The 15,300-nt window shown below is 62.6% G+C and carries 17 protein-coding genes; 7 read left to right on the forward strand and 10 right to left on the reverse strand.

From position 1 onward, the window contains the following. The first annotated feature begins 23 nt into the window (after window positions 1–23). The gene (locus ACQ4W4_RS15925) at window positions 24–605 is read left to right on the forward strand and encodes an SRPBCC family protein (RefSeq protein ID WP_436542825.1); all 582 of its coding nucleotides are present in this window, start codon (window positions 24–26) and stop codon (window positions 603–605) included. Between the two features lie 99 nt (window positions 606–704). Here the strand turns inward: ACQ4W4_RS15925 and ACQ4W4_RS15930 are convergent, their stop codons facing one another. The 4 genes from ACQ4W4_RS15930 to ACQ4W4_RS15945 all read right to left on the reverse strand — a co-directional run bounded on the left by ACQ4W4_RS15930 (window position 705) and on the right by ACQ4W4_RS15945 (window position 3,277). Continuing rightward, entirely contained in the window at window positions 705–1,160 is a 456-nt protein-coding gene (locus ACQ4W4_RS15930) for a hypothetical protein (RefSeq protein WP_099408108.1), read from the reverse strand. Window positions 1,161–1,202: 42 nt separating this feature from the next. Continuing rightward, window positions 1,203–1,643 carry a DUF2721 domain-containing protein gene (locus tag ACQ4W4_RS15935; protein ID WP_070219003.1) on the reverse strand — a complete coding sequence of 147 codons (441 nt, stop codon included), beginning with the start codon at window positions 1,641–1,643 and terminating at the stop codon, window positions 1,203–1,205. A 112-nt stretch (window positions 1,644–1,755) separates the two neighbouring features. Continuing rightward, complete coding sequence (gene pip, locus ACQ4W4_RS15940) at window positions 1,756–2,712, reverse strand: prolyl aminopeptidase (protein ID WP_436542826.1); 957 nt, start codon at window positions 2,710–2,712, stop codon at window positions 1,756–1,758. Window positions 2,713–2,794: 82 nt separating this feature from the next. Continuing rightward, complete coding sequence (locus tag ACQ4W4_RS15945) at window positions 2,795–3,277, reverse strand: Lrp/AsnC family transcriptional regulator (RefSeq protein ID WP_034783718.1); 483 nt, start codon at window positions 3,275–3,277, stop codon at window positions 2,795–2,797. A gap of 153 nt (window positions 3,278–3,430) precedes the next feature. Here ACQ4W4_RS15945 and ACQ4W4_RS15950 point away from each other — a divergent pair, with 153 nt between their 5' ends. Next, window positions 3,431–4,051: a LysE family translocator gene (locus ACQ4W4_RS15950; protein ID WP_436542827.1), complete on the forward strand. Its 621-nt coding sequence runs from the start codon at window positions 3,431–3,433 to the stop codon at window positions 4,049–4,051. Here the strand turns inward: ACQ4W4_RS15950 and ACQ4W4_RS15955 are convergent. The 5 genes from ACQ4W4_RS15955 to ACQ4W4_RS15975 form a co-directional block, all read right to left on the reverse strand. After that, the gene (locus ACQ4W4_RS15955; RefSeq protein WP_436542828.1) at window positions 3,988–5,424 is read right to left on the reverse strand and encodes a tetratricopeptide repeat protein; all 1,437 of its coding nucleotides are present in this window, start codon (window positions 5,422–5,424) and stop codon (window positions 3,988–3,990) included. The genes ACQ4W4_RS15950 and ACQ4W4_RS15955 overlap by 64 nt on opposite strands. A 119-nt stretch (window positions 5,425–5,543) precedes the next feature. Beyond that, window positions 5,544–6,284, reverse strand: coding sequence for an acetoacetyl-CoA reductase (gene phbB, locus ACQ4W4_RS15960; protein ID WP_086137253.1), 741 nt, complete (start codon window positions 6,282–6,284; stop codon window positions 5,544–5,546). Window positions 6,285–6,426: 142 nt separating this feature from the next. After that, on the reverse strand, window positions 6,427–7,605 hold the full coding sequence (locus ACQ4W4_RS15965; protein WP_034783723.1) for an acetyl-CoA C-acetyltransferase: 1,179 nt from the start codon (window positions 7,603–7,605) through the stop codon (window positions 6,427–6,429). Between the two features lie 214 nt (window positions 7,606–7,819). Further along, on the reverse strand, window positions 7,820–8,305 hold the full coding sequence (gene phaP, locus ACQ4W4_RS15970) for a TIGR01841 family phasin (protein WP_436542829.1): 486 nt from the start codon (window positions 8,303–8,305) through the stop codon (window positions 7,820–7,822). 130 nt (window positions 8,306–8,435) lie between these two features. Beyond that, a complete protein-coding gene (locus ACQ4W4_RS15975; protein ID WP_436542830.1) occupies window positions 8,436–9,344 on the reverse strand; it encodes a LysR family transcriptional regulator in 909 nt (302 codons plus the stop codon). A gap of 118 nt (window positions 9,345–9,462) precedes the next feature. Between ACQ4W4_RS15975 and metE the strand changes: the two genes are divergently transcribed. The 4 genes from metE to minE all read left to right on the forward strand — a co-directional run bounded on the left by metE (window position 9,463) and on the right by minE (window position 13,858). After that, a complete protein-coding gene (metE, locus tag ACQ4W4_RS15980) occupies window positions 9,463–11,775 on the forward strand; it encodes a 5-methyltetrahydropteroyltriglutamate--homocysteine S-methyltransferase (RefSeq protein ID WP_436542831.1) in 2,313 nt (770 codons plus the stop codon). 227 nt (window positions 11,776–12,002) lie between these two features. Then, entirely contained in the window at window positions 12,003–12,752 is a 750-nt protein-coding gene (minC, locus tag ACQ4W4_RS15985; protein WP_070289408.1) for a septum site-determining protein MinC, read from the forward strand. Window positions 12,753–12,789: 37 nt separating this feature from the next. After that, window positions 12,790–13,605 carry a septum site-determining protein MinD gene (gene minD / locus ACQ4W4_RS15990; protein WP_034752889.1) on the forward strand — a complete coding sequence of 272 codons (816 nt, stop codon included), beginning with the start codon at window positions 12,790–12,792 and terminating at the stop codon, window positions 13,603–13,605. A gap of 1 nt (window position 13,606) precedes the next feature. Next, window positions 13,607–13,858: a cell division topological specificity factor MinE gene (minE, locus tag ACQ4W4_RS15995; RefSeq protein WP_034752886.1), complete on the forward strand. Its 252-nt coding sequence runs from the start codon at window positions 13,607–13,609 to the stop codon at window positions 13,856–13,858. A gap of 3 nt (window positions 13,859–13,861) precedes the next feature. Here minE and ACQ4W4_RS16000 read toward each other — a convergent pair whose 3' ends face one another. After that, on the reverse strand, window positions 13,862–14,365 hold the full coding sequence (locus ACQ4W4_RS16000; RefSeq protein WP_436542832.1) for a hypothetical protein: 504 nt from the start codon (window positions 14,363–14,365) through the stop codon (window positions 13,862–13,864). 168 nt (window positions 14,366–14,533) lie between these two features. Between ACQ4W4_RS16000 and ACQ4W4_RS16005 the strand changes: the two genes are divergently transcribed. Then, window positions 14,534–15,223, forward strand: a complete 690-nt coding sequence (locus ACQ4W4_RS16005; protein ID WP_046681910.1) for a response regulator transcription factor — start codon at window positions 14,534–14,536, stop codon at window positions 15,221–15,223. Window positions 15,224–15,300: the final 77 nt, after the last annotated feature.

Consider the following 15,300-nt stretch of genomic DNA (forward strand, 5'->3'; position numbering starts at 1 on the left):
TACTTTCCCGTAGGCTAGGTGGCATGAAGCGACTCTTCCTCTGCCTGTTGATGCTGTGCGCCGTCCCCGCTACCGCACTGGCACAGGCGATACGCCTGGACAAGCTGAAGGTCGAGGTCAAGCGCATCGAGGTCGACGGGCAGCGCATGTATGAAGTCGATGCCAGCGGCAGCGTGCAGGCGCCGCCGGCCTCCGTGTGGAAAACCCTGACCACCTACGAGCGCATGAATGAATTCGTGCCCGACCTCAGTTCCTGCCGCGTGCTGTCGCGCAACGGCAATGAAGTCATCATCGAGCAGCAGGGCATGGCGCGCTTCCTGTTCATGAACCACCCCATCCACCTGGTGGTGCGGGCCACGGAAACGCCGTTGACGGCCATCGACATCGCGCTGATCTCGGGCGACATGCGGCATTACGAATCGCGCTGGAACTTGTATCCCGTACCCGAGACGGGCGGCACGCGCATCGTCTTTTCCAGCCGGCTGATGCCGGGCTTCTATGTGCCCGGCATGCTGGGCACGACCATGATACGCGGCGATATCGAGCGCATGATGGCGGCCGTGCTTGCACGCATCGACAGCCAGTACGCCGATAAGTCCGGATAACGACACCGGACAAAACCTACTGCGCGTCGCGATTTGCAGCCTCCGCTGCTCAGCTACAACTCCCATCCGCTCGCTACGGTTTCATCCGGTGTTAAAAAATCAGGCCAAATAGGTATCGCGGTCGCGGATTTCCGCGAAGTTTTCCAGGCTGCCCAATTTCACGGTGACGGGGTTCAGGCTCGCCTGCGGCTGCATCGAGCGCCAGGCAAACAGCCATTCCTGCTCGGGCGCCTCGGCGCGCGTCTTGGTGAAGGCGGCGCCCAGGGCCGCGCGCTGGCCGTATTCGACGAGGCCATCGATGCCGGCCCAGCTGGGCAAGGTGCGCTGCACGGCGCGGTGCAGGCGTTCGCCGAATTCCTCCGTATTGTGGATGATCAGACAGGCGTCGGCCGGGGCGAACAGGTCGAACAGTTGCTTGTCCCACACTTGCGAAAAACTCAGGGTCAAACAATTGCCCGCTGGCATCAGGCGGAACTGGCCCAGGCTCAGCGCCAGCTCGAGTTCGCTGCGCTGGCCGTAGCGGTGCAGGGTGGGGGGACGTTTGTAATCGTGCATGCTGGACTCGTTCTTCAATAGTAGGGTAAACCGGCGCGCCGCCTAGCGGGGCGGGCGGATATGGCGCCGGATGCGCTGGGCCCTGGCAGCCAGGTAAATTTCGCGCAGTAAATAAATAAAACAGCCGATCAGGCAAATCACGGCCAGCACAAAGAAGGCCGCGATGTATTTGTCCAGGGTCAGGTTCAGAATATCGCCCAAAAACAGCATGGCGATGATGACGCAGACGAAGAAACCGCACGCCGTGCTCAGCGAAATCGAATAGTTGATCAGATGGGTACGCCGATACAGGGTATCTAGCTCATCCATATAGAAATCGTTGTAGCCGATGTCGAGCCGGTCTTCCAGCACGCGCGTGCGGTCGATGATGCGGCCCAGGCGGTTGGTCAGTACCACCAGCATGGTGCCGATACCGGTCAACAGGAAGACCGGCGCAATCGCCAGCTGGATGATATGGCCGATGTCGCCGATCTGTATGTTCATGGATAAAAAGTCGTGGGTTCACACCGGCGCCCGACCCTGGCGCCAGCACAGGCCATAGTGTAGCAGGTGGCGCACGCCGGCTGGCCGCTTTGCCAACCGGCGTGCCAGAACGTCATGCGAAGCCGCGCCCCGGCACGAAGCGCTCGGTGGCGCGCACCAGCGCCGAAGCGATGCCATGCTCGAGCGCGCCGTGGCCCGCGTCCGGGATCATTTCCAGCTGCGCGCCGGGCCAGGCCTGCCGCAGGCGGTAGGCCGACAGCGGCGGGCAGATGGCGTCGTAGCGTCCCTGCACGATGACGGCCGGCAAATGCGCGATGCGTCCCATGTTGCGGATCAGCTGGTCCTCCTCGAAGAAACCGAAATTGGCCATGTAATGCGATTCGAGCCGGCCCACGCCCAGGTCGAGCGCATCGTTCGGCGCGTCTTCCGGCTGCGGCATCAGGTACACGCGGCGGCCTTCGAAGCGGCTCCAGGCGCGCGCGGCCGGCCAGTACACGGCCGGGTCGCTGCTGAGGATGCGTTTCACGTAGGCGGCCAGCAAGTCGCCCCGTTCCTCTGCCGGGATGGGCGCGGCGAATTCCGCGTACAGTTCCGGATAAAACCAGCGCACGCCTTCGATGAACCAGTCGATTTCCGCCTGCGTGCACAGAAAAATGCCGCGCAGCACGAAACCGAGGCAAGCCGCCGGGTGCGCCTGGCCATACGCCAGCGCCAGGGTCGAGCCCCAGGAGCCGCCAAACACCAGCCATTGATCGATGCCGAACTGGGCGCGCAGGCGTTCGATGTCGGCGATCAGCAGCTGCGTCGTGTTGTTGCGCCATTCGCCCAGCGGCGTGGACTTGCCGGCGCCGCGCTGGTCGAACAGGATCACGCGGTAGCGCTGCGGATCGAAGAAGCGGCGGTGCTGCGGCGACAGGCCCGCGCCCGGGCCGCCATGCAGGAACAGCACGGGAATGCCGTCGGGGTTGCCGCACTCTTCCCAATAAATGGTGTGGATGTCATCGACCGCCAGCATGCCGTGCCGGTTCGGCGTCAGGGCGGGAAACAGGGGTGACAAAGAATCGGGCATGGCGAGCGGTCCTTGGAATGGCGGTCAGGGCGCCAGGCAAGAATCCTGGCAACTGTTCCAATTATAGTGCGCCCCCGCCGGCTCAGGCCAGCAGCAAGGGCAGGCGGTTCGACGACTTGATTTCGCGCATCGACAGGCTGGACTGGATTTCCGCCACGCCAGGCAGGCGGCGCAGCACGGTCGAGACAAATTCGCCATACGCTTCCAGGTCGCGCGCCACCACTTGCAGGAAATAATCGGCTTCGCCCGCCACATTGTGGCAGGACAGAATTTCGGGAATCGTCGCGATGGCTTGCTCGAACTGCGACGGCTGCTCGCCGCCATGGTTGGCAAACACGACGCGGACGAACGCCACCAGGCCGATGCCCAGCTTCTTGCGGTTGAGCAAAGCCTGGTAGCCGGTAATAAAACCTTCCTCTTCCAGGCGGCGCAGACGGCGCCAGACGGGGGTTTCGCTCAGCTTCAAGCGCTCGGCCAGGCGCGCGTTCGACAGCCGTCCTTCATCCTGCAACAGCCTGAGTATCTGCAAATCGGTGGCATCGAGGCTAACTTCTGGAATTTTCATCTAATTTTTGTGTTGATACGAGTGGAATCCACCCGAATACTAGGGCATGCAGGGCAGGAAAAGCAAGCACATTTCATCGCGGCGAGAACATAATAAGGCCCGGCGAGCAGGCCGCACCGTGCGCATGCTCCCGCTTTTCTTTTCGACCGAGCCATGTCCGATTCTATCTTCCTGATGTACCTGCTGGCACTGGCCGGCGCCTTTTTATTGCCGGGCCCCGACATGGCGCTGGTGCTGGCGACAGGCGCCGCGCGCGGCGTGGCCACGGCGCTGGTGACGGCCGTAGGCATCGCCGGCGCCCGCGCCGTCCATGTGGCGCTGTCGGGCGCGGGCCTGGCGGCGCTGATGGTGACGCATCCGCAAGCCTTGCAATGGGTCAAATGGGCGGGCGCCGCCTATCTGCTGTACCTGGCGCTGCGCCTGCTGCAGTCGGCCCTGTCGACGAAGACAACGCCGGAAAAAGCCGCCCCCGCCACGGCGCACAGCGCCCGCGCCAGCCTCGTGCGCGGTTTCCTGACGAATCTGCTCAATCCGAAGGCACTGCTGTTTTGCAGCATGTTCCTGCCCCAGTTCGTCATCGGCAGCGACAGCGTCGGCATGCAATACCTGCGCCTGGGCGCCGTCCTGGTGCTGGTGGGCCTGCTGTTCGACACCCTGTACGCCGTGCTGGCCGCGCGCCTGGCGCGCCGCCTGCGCGGCAAACCTTCACCTTACGGCAAGTTCGTGCTGCCCACCGTCTTCGTCTTGCTGGCGGGACGGCTGGTGCTGGGCTGAACTGTCGGCGGCAGCGGCGCTCCGCCGGCAAAGAAGGCGGGGTAATCCCTCAGCAAGCCCTGCTCCAGATCGTTGACCTTGCGAAATTGCCGCAACGTGGGCGCCATGGCCCGGCCCGCATCCCAGCTGCGCCAGGCATTCGGCGCATCGAATTGCGCGTATAGCGCGTCCCCCAGGTCCTGGTACGCGGCCGCCATGTGCGGCTTGGCCTGCAGTACTTGCAGATACAAGGCCATCGCTGCCTGCCGTTGCCCCAGCTTGGCGCGCAGATTTCCCTCGAACAAAGCCAGAACCGGCTGCTCCAGGCCGTGCTGCTGGCGCAAGCCCTGCACGGTGGCCAGCGCGGCCTGAATGCCTTCCTTGTCCTTGGCCAGCAGTGCCCGCGTCAAGTCATGGATGGGCTGGCACGCCTGCATGGCCAGTTGCTGCTGCGGCGACAGTTTGTCGACCAGCGCGCCTGTGGAAAAATGATCTTCCAGCATGCTCAAAAAAGCCTCAAAGGGCTTTTCTGCCGCAAACAGGCGCTCCGCTTCGGCGCGCAGCGCCGGATGCGCCTCGGGTCCCGGCGGCGGCAACCGCGCCGCCTGCGCCAGCACGCGTTCGAGCACCGGTGCATCGGCGGCCAGCGGGCGTGGCCGGTAGGCGGCCAGGGAATACGTGGCGGGCGCGCCCGCCGTCATGGCGCTGATACGGAAATGGCGCGCGACTTTGCCAGCAATCTGCTGGTGATGCAAGGTGAATGCGGCAGGAATGCGCTTGCCGTCGGCCAGCATCGTCAGCACCGCCGGGTGGCCGCCCCAGGTGTAGCGCAAATACTGGGCAAACGCCGCAGCATCGTCGCCGCTGACGGGGCTTCCAGCAATATCCAGGCGCAGCAGGGGCTGCCCGTCGAGCGACCACAGTACGGCGCCGTCGAGCACTTGTGGCAGCAAGGGTCCTCGCCGCTTGTTGTCCAGCACCGACAAAGCTTGTTCCTCATACACAGGCGGCGTTGCGTGCTGTTCAAGGCCGCTCAGCTTCAACATGCCGGCGATCCCCTGCCGGTGGTGCAGCTCGGCGGCGCGAGAACCCGCCACGTCGAACAGCGAATACGTGTCGTAGGTGGACGCCGCCGTATCGATCATGTAGCGGCGGCGCGTGGCAAAATCGAGCACGGACAAGGTGTGGCCGTTGCGCACGCTGATGAAATGATCGCCCAGCACCACGTCGCTGTCCTGCGTCTCGCGCGCGGGCAAGCTGGTGTTCACGCCAGGCTGGTTGACGCGCTCGGTCACCACCGTGACGTGGAACGCGACGCTGGCCTGGACAGCGGAAGTGCCCAGGAGAAGGATGGCAGCCACGCTGGCGCGGCGCAAGACAGGAAGCAAAGGCATGGAGGATGATGCAATGGAGAAATGCTGATTCTAAGGCAAAGCACGCGCTTGTCCCGTTTTACTCGCCAGCATAAAAAAAGACAGCCGCAGCTGTCTTTTCTGTTTTACCGCAACAGCGATTACGACATGTGCTGGCCGCCGTTGATGGAAATGTTGGCGCCGGTGACGAACGCCGCTTCATCGGAAGCCAGGTAGGCGACCAGGCCGGCCACTTCTTCCGGCTTGCCCAGGCGCGCCATCGGAATTTGCGGGATGATTTTGCTGTCGAGCACTTCCTGCGGAATCGCCATGACCATCTTGGTGCCGATGTAGCCTGGCGAGATGGTGTTGACGGTGACGTTCTTGCGCGCCACTTCCAGCGCCAGCGACTTGGTGAAGCCATGCATGCCCGCTTTCGCGGCCGCATAGTTGGTCTGGCCGAAAGCGCCCTTCTGGCCGTTCACGGACGAGATATTGATGATGCGGCCCCAGCCGCGTTCCACCATGCCGTCGCAGACGGGCTTGGTCATGTTGAAGACGGAATCGAGATTGGTGCTCATCACGGCATCCCAGTTCGTCTTGTCCATCTTCTTGAACGTCATGTCGCGCGTGATGCCGGCGTTATTCACCAGCACGTCGACAGGACCGATTTCCGCTTCCACGGCCGCCACGCAGGCAGCGGCCGAATCGTAGTCGGCCACGTCGCACGGATACGCCTTGAAGTCGTAGCCCATGTCCTTGGTCGTCGCCAGCCACTCCGCGACCTTCGGATTGCCTGGAGAATATGTGGTCACCACGCGATAGCCGAGCGCCGCCAGCTTGAAACAGACCGCTTCGCCCAGACCACCCATGCCACCAGTTACCAATGCAACTCTTGCCATTATCATCCCCTCAGTGTCGTTCTGTTGCTAAAAAGTTAATCATTTAATCAAAGCAATCCAGCTCCGCCGCGTGACGGCGGCCAACCGCATCGAACCAGGCCGCCGCGCGGTACGCGCAACAGCCTGGATTCGTGCCGGCTACTTAATCGCGCTCAATCGCGAGGGCAACACCCATGCCGCCGCCGATGCACAAGGCTGCCAAGCCTTTCTTGGCGTCGCGGCGTATCATTTCGTGGATCAGGGTGACCAGGATGCGCGCGCCCGAGGCGCCGATCGGGTGGCCGATGGCGATCGCGCCGCCGTTCACGTTGATCTTGCTGGTATCCCAGCCCATTTCCTTGTTGACGGCAATCGCTTGCGCGGCAAACGCTTCGTTGATTTCCATCAGGTCCAGCTCTTCATGCGTCCAGCCGGCTTTTTTCAGGCACAGACGCGATGCGGAGACGGGGCCCATGCCCATGACGGCCGGGTCCAGGCCCGACGAGGCGTAAGCCTTGATGCGCGCCAGCGGCTTCAAGCCCAGTTCTTTCGCTTGCGAGGCCGACATCATGATGACGGCGGCGGCGCCATCGTTCAGGCCGGAAGCATTGCCGGCCGTGACGGTGCCGTCCTTGGCGAACGCGGGGCGCAGGCCGGCCAGCGATTCCAGGGTCGAACCGGGCTTGATGTATTCGTCGCTATCGAAGACCACGGTGCCTTTTTTATTGGCGATTTCCAGCGGCAGGATTTCATCCTTGAACTTGCCCGCCTTTTGCGCCGCTTCCGCCTTCAGTTGCGACTGCAGCGCGAATTCATCCTGCTCGGCGCGCGTCACTTCGTATTTCTTGGCGACGTTTTCCGCCGTGATGCCCATGTGGTACTGGTTGTACACGTCCCACAGGCCGTCGACGATCATGGTGTCGATCATCTTGAAGTCGCCCATGCGGAAACCGTCGCGCGAGCCGTTCATCGCGTGCGGCGAAGCGCTCATGTTTTCCTGGCCGCCGGCAATGATGATGTTGGCGTCGCCGCACTTGATCGCTTGCGCCGCCAGGTGCGTGGCCTTCAGGCCGCTGCCGCAGACCTTGTTGATGGTGAAGGCCGGGATGGAGCTGGGCAGGCCGGCCTTGATGACGGCCTGGCGCGCGGCGTTCTGGCCGACGGCGGCCGTCAGCACCTGGCCCAGGATCGCTTCGCCGATCAGGTTCGGGTCGATGCCGGTTTGTGCCAGCAAGCCTTTGATTACATGCGCGCCCAGTTCGGACGCAGGAATCTTGGCCAGGCTGCCACCGAATTTGCCGACTGCGGTACGGCCGGCGGCCACGATTACGACATCATCCATTTATTTCTCCGATATGCAGGCCACGAGGGCCAAGGTCAAGGTGTTAATAGAATCCAATGAGAATCCGGGAAGACGCAGCACGCTGCGTTTCATTCTAGCGCGGCATGCGCCGCAGTTCCAGCGCCGCACCGCAGGCGGCGGCGATGATAGCCTGCTTGCGGTAACTGGCGGGCGACCTGGCGCGGCGGATAGCCGCTGCCGGGCCGCAAAACGCTTAGGCCTGGCGAGCAGGACGCGTGTTTTTATTTTTATCATACCCTTCATCGGCGCCGCCGAAAGTGGTTTTTAAAAAATTATTGAAGGGAATAATCAGGGGCACGGGCGTTTGCTTTACCACCTGCAACAGCTCGCCAAATTTTTGACGCGATGCAGCAAACTCACCCTTTGTCACAGTCTCAAATTTCTCCTGGGTTTCTTGAGCAACATCCTTTGCCTGGCGGCCATATGCACCGATGCGTTCGATGGCCAGTTGCGACTGCGTGCGCGACAGTTGCAGCAGCGCTTGCGGGTCCTTCACGGACAGCAGCTGATTGCCCGCCACCGTAGCGGCCGCCAGCGCCGCGCGGGCCGCATCGAGCTGCAAGTCCAGCACGCTGGCGCCGCTGTCGACGGCGGCCTGGGCATACGCTTGCGCGCTGATCAATTGCGCTTCCACCACGGCCTTGCCAGCCAGTGCCCATTGTTCGGAAAATGAAAACATCGTGTTCCTCCCCCAAAGAGTAGGCAGCGCCATGTTGCGCCGCACAGTGCTCAACTGTAAGCGGTGGTTCATTGCTGAACCTTGATATTTATCAAGCTTTGCTGTTGGTTTGTTTCCAACTCAACGTTGATCAAGACAACAACTTGATACCATCGAGCGAAGCCGCGCACTGCTCGCGTATCACGCTGACGAAATCGCGCACATAGGCCTTGTCCTGCAACTGCTCCGGCACGGACACGTACAAATCGCTCCACAAGCCGTGCTCGCCCACCGGGCGCGCCACCACATAATCGTAATCGACGTAATTCTTGATGGCCCAGTTCGGCAAGGCGGCGATGCCGCGCCGGCTCGCCACCAGCTGCAGCACGGCCACCGTCAATTCGGCCGTGCGGCGCTCGAAGACGATGCCGGCGGGCTTCAGCACTTCGCGGATCAGGTCGATGCGCTCTTCCGGCACGGGATAGGTGATCAACGTCTCGCCCGTAAAGTCGGCCGCCACCAGCCGGCGCTGCGCCTGCAGCCGGTGCTTCTGCGCCATCACCACCAGCATTTCATAGCGGAACAGGGGAAACACGGTGAAATCGGGGCCGTACGGCGAGCCGATCACGAGGTCCGCCTCGCCCGAGCGCAGCAAGTCCGCCGGTTCGCTGTGAAAGCCGGAGACCAGGTCGATCTCCACTTCCGGCCAGCGCTGGCGGAACGCATCCATCACGGGCATGAGCCAGTCGAAACAGGTATGGCATTCGAGCGCCACGCGCAACTGGCCCTTGTCGCCCTGCGACAGGCGCGCCACGTCGCGCTCGGCCAGTTCGATCTCGGGCAACAGCTTGTCGGCCAGCTCCAGCAATCGGCTGCCCGTGGCCGTGAAGGCGATCGGCATCGACTTGCGCTCGAACAGGGGCGCGTTATAGCGCTCTTCGAGCAAACGGATCTGGTGCGACAGGGCCGACTGGGTCAGGTTGAGCAGCTGCGCGGCGCGCACCAGGCTGCCGGACGAACGCAAGGCACTCAGGGTGCGCAGGTGGCGGATTTCTAGCATCGGAAAAGTGGGGGCTGTACGTGAATTATTTTCATGTTATTCGGCAAAATGTTTCGTTTTGATTATAGACCAAGTTGCCGCACACTCTAGCGCATTCACATTAAATCTCGATGACATCATGACCATTCGTACCCACATTCTTGGCTTTCCCCGCATCGGCGCCGCGCGTGAGCTGAAACTGGCGCTGGAAAGCCACTGGCGCGGCGAGCTGTCCGAGGCGGCGCTGGAAGCGACGGGCCAGCAATTGCGCGCGCGCCACTGGGCCTTGCAACGCGATGCCGGTCTCGACTACGTCACCGTGGGCGACTTCGCCTTGTATGATCAGGTGGCCAGCCATATTCAGCTGCTGGGCTGCGAACCGCCCCGTTTCAGCTTTGCGCCGGAGCAGTCGTCCCTGTCGCGCTATTTCACCATGGCGCGCGGTGCAGAGACGCACGCGGAGCACGCGGGCTGCGGCCACGCGCACCATGCACACGCCGCAGGCACTGCCGCGCTGGAAATGACCAAGTGGTTTGACACCAATTACCATTATCTGGTGCCCGAATGGTCGCCGCAGACCCAATTCTCTCTGGCTTGCGAGCGCCTGCTGGCGGAAGTGGCCGAGGCGCAGGCGCTCGGCCACCAGGTCAAGGCGGCCCTGATCGGCCCCCTCACCTTCCTGTGGCTGGGCAAGGAAAAGACAGCAGGCTTCGAGCGCCTGGCCCTGCTGGAACAATTGCTGCCCGTCTACGGCGCCCTGCTCGACCGATTGAAACAGCAGGGCGTGACGTGGGTGCAGCTCGACGAACCGATCCTGGGCCTGGACTTGCCCCATGCGTGGCGCAGCGCCTTCGAAAGCACCTACTGGCAGCTGAACCAGGTGGGCGTCAACATTTTGCTGGCCACGTATTTTTCGCCGCTGGAAGAAAACCTCAGCCTGGCATGCCGCCTGCCCGTGGCCGGCCTGCACGTGGACGGCATCCGCGCGCCGCATGAACTGATCAGTGTCACGGACTGGCTGCCCGCGCATAAAGTCTTGTCGATCGGCATCGTCGATGGCCGCAACATCTGGCGCACCGACCTCGACGCGGCCCTGTGCGTGCTGCAGCCGCTGGCCGCCAAGCGCAAGGGGCACCTGTGGCTGGCGCCGTCGTGCTCCCTGCTGCACGTGCCGTTCAGCCTGGAAGCGGAAACGGCGCTCGACGGTGAAATCACGAGCTGGCTGGCGTTTGCCACGGAAAAACTGACGGAACTGTCGCTGCTGAAGGGCGCGCTGGCGGGCCACCCCGACGATACCGCGCTGGCCATTTCCCGCCTGGCCATTGCCGGGCGCCGTGGCAGCGCCCGCGTGCACCGCCCGCAAGTGGCGCAGCGCTTGCGCACGCTCACCCCCACCGTGGACCGCCGCGATTCCAGCTTCCCGCTGCGCCAGGCCGTGCAGCGTACACGCTTCCAACTGCCCGACTTCCCGACGACGACCATCGGATCATTCCCGCAGACGGCAGCCATCCGCGCCGCCCGCGCCAGCCATCAACGGGGCGAGCTGACGAGCGCCGAATATGAACAGCAGATGCGCGCCGAAATCGCCCACGCCGTGGCACGCCAGGAAGCGCTGGGCCTGGACGTGCTCGTGCATGGCGAAGCGGAACGCAATGACATGGTCGAATACTTCGGCGAGCAACTCGACGGTTTTATCTTCACGCGCCTGGGCTGGGTGCAATCGTACGGCTCGCGCTGCGTCAAGCCGCCCATCATCTACGGCGACGTGCAGCGCCCGGCCCCCATGACCGTCGCATGGACGGTCCATGCGCAAAGCCTGACGAGCAAACCGATGAAGGGCATGCTGACGGGCCCGGTGACACTCTTGCAATGGTCGTTCGTGCGCGACGACCAGCCGCGCGCCGCCACGGCGCTGCAGCTGGCCCTGGCCATCCGCGACGAGGTGGCCGACCTGGAAACGGCCGGCATCGGCATCATCCAGATCGACGAGCCGGCCATCCGCGAAGGCTTGCCGCTGCGCCGCGGCCAGTGGGACGCCTATCTGGACTGGGCCACGCGCGCCTTTCGCATCGCCGCGTCCGTCGTCAGCGACGCGACGCAGATCCATACCCACATGTGCTATGCCGAGTTCAACGACATCCTGCCGCAGATCGCCGCCATGGACGCCGACGTCATCACGATCGAGACGAGCCGTTCGGACATGGAGTTGCTGACGGGTTTAGACCCGTTCCAGTATCCGAACGAAATCGGCCCCGGCGTGTACGACATCCACTCGCCGCGCATCCCCTCGACTCCCGACATGGTCAAATTGCTGCAAAAAGCCAGCGCGGTCATTCCGCCGGCCCATTTATGGGTAAACCCGGACTGCGGCCTGAAGACGCGTGGCTGGGTGGAAACGGAAACAGCGTTGCGTAATATGGTGGAGGCGGCACGGCAGATGCGCGCAGCGTAATCGGACATGGCGCCTGAGGGCGCATGGGCGGCGGCTTTCGGGGCGGCGCACCGGTTTTCCGGGGCGCCGCCCGTTTTTTTTGACATGAAGTAGGTATTGCCCTGCGGAATAGCACGCGCCAGGCCCCTGACGCTGATTTTTTTGCAGTAGAATGCAAGAAATTTACTGCTCCCATTGTTGCCTTACGGAACATCTGGCCTGCCGCAGTTTCACTTTGATAAATGTTTATGTCCAAAAGCCCGTCGCAGAAGCCTATCGAAATCAAGATTTCCACCGTCGTTGCTGTCTCCGCCATTCTGCATAGCGCCGATACGCAGGCACTCGATGCCGCCTTGCGCGACATGACGGGAGGCGTGGCGGACTTTTTCGAGGACGACCTGGCCGTGCTGGACGTGGCGGCCTTGCCGCCCGGCAGCGTGCCCATCGACTGGGCCGCCCTGGTGGCCCTGCTGAAAAAATACCGTTTGAATGCCGTGGCCGTGCGCAATGCGCCGGCCGACATGCATGACGCCATCCTGGCGCAAGGCTTGAGCCTCGACAGCGGCAAGACGCGCGACGATGCCCCGCCCAAGGATGGCCCCAAGGATACGCCCACGGCGGCGGCGCAGTCGGGCGCCGACGCCCAGGTGATGGTGATCGACACGCCCGTGCGGGCCGGCCAGCGCATCTATGCGCGCGGCTGCGACCTGATCATCACCGCTGTCGTCAACAATGGCGCCGAAATCATCGCCGACGGCAGCATCCACGTGTATTCCTCGCTGTACGGCCGCGCGCTGGCCGGCGCCTCGGGCAATCCCCAGGCGCGCATCTTCGCGCTGGCCATGGAACCGGAACTGGTCTCGATCGCGGGTGTCTACCGCACGTTCGAGGATGGTTTCCCTGCAGAAATGGCGCGCGGACCCGCGCAAATTCGTTTGGCTGGAGACAGAATCGATATACACTCTGTCAATCCGGTCACTCCCGTGAACCGCTCTTAAGCTGCACAATTCAAGAGATATCTGAAAAGGATTATTTGTGGCAAGAATTATTGTTGTGACGTCCGGCAAGGGCGGTGTCGGCAAGACGACCTCTAGCGCCAGTTTTTCCACTGGCCTGGCCATGCGCGGCCACAAGACAGCCGTGCTCGATTTCGACGTAGGCCTGCGTAACCTCGACCTGATCATGGGTTGCGAGCGCCGCGTCGTGTATGACTTGATCAATGTGATCAATAAAGAAGCGACCCTGAACCAGGCCCTGATCAAGGACAAGCACTGCGACAATCTGTTCATTCTGCCCGCCTCGCAGACGCGCGACAAGGATGCCTTGTCGGAAGAAGGCGTGGAACGCGTGTTGAACGACCTGATCAACATGGGTTTCGAGTTCATCATCTGCGATTCGCCGGCCGGCATCGAGCATGGCGCGCTGATGGCGCTGACGTTCGCCGACGAGGCCATCATCGTCACCAACCCGGAAGTGTCGTCGGTGCGCGATTCGGACCGCATCCTCGGCATCCTGCAAGCCAAGTCGCGCCGCGCGCAGACGGGCGGCGAACCGGTCAAGGAACATTTGCTGATCACCCGCTACTCGCCGAAACGCGTGGAATCGGATGAAATGCTGTCCTACCAGGACGTGCAGGAAATCCTGCGCATCCCGCTGGTGGGCATCATTCCGGAATCGGAGCAAGTGCTGGCCGCCTCGAACCAGGGCAATCCGGCCATCCATTTCACGGGCACGGACGTGGCGCAAGCCTATGAAGACGTGGTCTCGCGTTTCCTCGGCGAAGAAGTCGAGTTGCGCTTTACCAACTATGAAAAGCCTGGATTACTCCAGCGCATTTTTGGGGCGAAGTGATATGGCCTTGCTTTCTTTCCTCTTCCCCCCCAAGCCGAAGACGGCCACCGCGGCCAAGGAACGCCTGCAGATCATCATCGCCCGCGAACGCAGCGGACGCGATGGTCCGGACTTCCTGCCCGCCCTGCACAAGGAATTGATCGCCGTCATTTCCAAGTACACGAAGGTGAATGCCGACGACATCAAAATCTCGCTGGACCGCCAGGGCAACCTGGAAGTGCTCGACGTGAACGTGGTGCTGCCGGACGCATAAGGTCTACTCCGGCCTGACCGTGAGCAATTCCTGCGCCACCGAGGCGCAGGCGTTCACGTGCTGGTTGCCGATCTGGCGGAACACGGCGTAGCCGATGGCTGCCGCCACCGCCTGGCCGGCGAACGGCACGAAGCGCGCCACCTGCTTGGTGGCGATCTTGACGCCACTGCGCTTGAGCAGGTGGAGGATCAGTTCGCGCGACACCAGCTTTCCTACCAGCATGCCCCCCATGCCCACCGCCGCGCGGTAGGCCATCATCTTGAACTGCGGGTTCAGGCGCTCGATCTGCTCGGGCGTCAGGCCGAATTCGTGGTTGATATCGTTGATCAACATGGAAAACAGACCCACATCGGACATCAGGTCGATGCCGGGAATGGGAATGGCCGAGGCGCCGGCCGACATCATGGCGCGCCGCTGCACCAGGCGCCGGCAACGCTCGCGCACTTGCTCGATTTCGGCACGGCTGGCCGGTATCAGTGTCCAATCGGTAGTGCTCTTGTCTGGCATGGCCGCTTCTCCGCTAGTAGGGGTAGATGAACAAGTGTAACGTAAAGGATCTGCCCTCCGATTTCACTGGACACAGTTGCAATCTCTGTTATATTTCACTTCAGCATTCCTTAACATTACGATAAGCAGAGCAGACCGTCTGTTTGTTGCTACACACTCCAGCCCATTATGCGAATTGCCGTACTCGATAGCGACCATAGCCAGGCAGAACTGATCTGCCAGGTGCTCACCGCCGCCGGCCACGCTTGCCACGAGTTTCAGAGTGGCAAGGAAATGCTGGGGCAGCTGCGCAAGGACAGTTGCGACATGCTCATCCTTGACTGGCATGTGAGCGATCTGGACGGTGCGGAAGTCTTGCGCCGTGCCCGGGAAAAACTGGCGCCGAAGGCGCCCGTGTTGTTTATGACCAACAGTTCCGGCGAAGACGACGTGGTGGCGGGCATGACGGCGGGCGCCGACGACTACATGATCAAGCCCCTGCGGCGCAGCGAACTGACCTTGCGCACCCAGGCGCTGCTGCGCGTGGCGTACCCGGCCCAGAATGGCGCCGAGTACTTGCAATTTGGTCATTACACGTTTGAAACCCGTCCCGGCCGCCTGCTGCGCGATGGCGAAGTGCTGGACGTGACGCACAAGGAATTCGCCCTGGCGCTGCTGTTTTTCCGCAACCTGGGCCGTCCCCTGTCGCGCGCCTACATCCACGAAGCCGTGTGGCAGCGCGACACGGCCTTGCCCTCGCGCACCATGGATACCCACGTCTCGCGCGTGCGCAACAAGCTGCAGCTGAAACCGGAACACGGCTACAGGCTCGTGCCCGTCTACAGCTACGGTTATCGCCTGGAAAAACTGGGCGGCTGAACGGCGGCAAACGGCTGACCTGCTCAAAGCGCGGGCACAAAGCGTTATAATGTCGCCATAAGTCATCCAACAGCCCT

Origin of the sequence: Janthinobacterium glycogeni, assembly GCF_051380725.1 — a bacterium.
In the GTDB taxonomy this organism is placed as follows: Bacteria; Pseudomonadota; Gammaproteobacteria; order Burkholderiales; family Burkholderiaceae_D; genus Janthinobacterium.

What these genes read in the sequence shown, in the direction of transcription:
- ACQ4W4_RS15925 (WP_436542825.1), top strand. Translation starts at nt 24, where the DNA reads ATGAAGCGACTCTTCCTCTGCCTGTTGATGCTGTGCGCCGTCCCCGCT.
- ACQ4W4_RS15930 (WP_099408108.1), bottom strand. Translation starts at nt 1,160, where the DNA reads ATGCACGATTACAAACGTCCCCCCACCCTGCACCGCTACGGCCAGCGC.
- ACQ4W4_RS15935 (WP_070219003.1), bottom strand. Translation starts at nt 1,643, where the DNA reads ATGAACATACAGATCGGCGACATCGGCCATATCATCCAGCTGGCGATT.
- pip (WP_436542826.1), bottom strand. Translation starts at nt 2,712, where the DNA reads ATGCCCGATTCTTTGTCACCCCTGTTTCCCGCCCTGACGCCGAACCGG.
- ACQ4W4_RS15945 (WP_034783718.1), bottom strand. Translation starts at nt 3,277, where the DNA reads ATGAAAATTCCAGAAGTTAGCCTCGATGCCACCGATTTGCAGATACTC.
- ACQ4W4_RS15950 (WP_436542827.1), top strand. Translation starts at nt 3,431, where the DNA reads ATGTCCGATTCTATCTTCCTGATGTACCTGCTGGCACTGGCCGGCGCC.
- ACQ4W4_RS15955 (WP_436542828.1), bottom strand. Translation starts at nt 5,424, where the DNA reads ATGCCTTTGCTTCCTGTCTTGCGCCGCGCCAGCGTGGCTGCCATCCTT.
- phbB (WP_086137253.1), bottom strand. Translation starts at nt 6,284, where the DNA reads ATGGCAAGAGTTGCATTGGTAACTGGTGGCATGGGTGGTCTGGGCGAA.
- ACQ4W4_RS15965 (WP_034783723.1), bottom strand. Translation starts at nt 7,605, where the DNA reads ATGGATGATGTCGTAATCGTGGCCGCCGGCCGTACCGCAGTCGGCAAA.
- phaP (WP_436542829.1), bottom strand. Translation starts at nt 8,305, where the DNA reads ATGTTTTCATTTTCCGAACAATGGGCACTGGCTGGCAAGGCCGTGGTG.
- ACQ4W4_RS15975 (WP_436542830.1), bottom strand. Translation starts at nt 9,344, where the DNA reads ATGCTAGAAATCCGCCACCTGCGCACCCTGAGTGCCTTGCGTTCGTCC.
- metE (WP_436542831.1), top strand. Translation starts at nt 9,463, where the DNA reads ATGACCATTCGTACCCACATTCTTGGCTTTCCCCGCATCGGCGCCGCG.
- minC (WP_070289408.1), top strand. Translation starts at nt 12,003, where the DNA reads ATGTCCAAAAGCCCGTCGCAGAAGCCTATCGAAATCAAGATTTCCACC.
- minE (WP_034752886.1), top strand. Translation starts at nt 13,607, where the DNA reads ATGGCCTTGCTTTCTTTCCTCTTCCCCCCCAAGCCGAAGACGGCCACC.
- ACQ4W4_RS16000 (WP_436542832.1), bottom strand. Translation starts at nt 14,365, where the DNA reads ATGCCAGACAAGAGCACTACCGATTGGACACTGATACCGGCCAGCCGT.
- ACQ4W4_RS16005 (WP_046681910.1), top strand. Translation starts at nt 14,534, where the DNA reads ATGCGAATTGCCGTACTCGATAGCGACCATAGCCAGGCAGAACTGATC.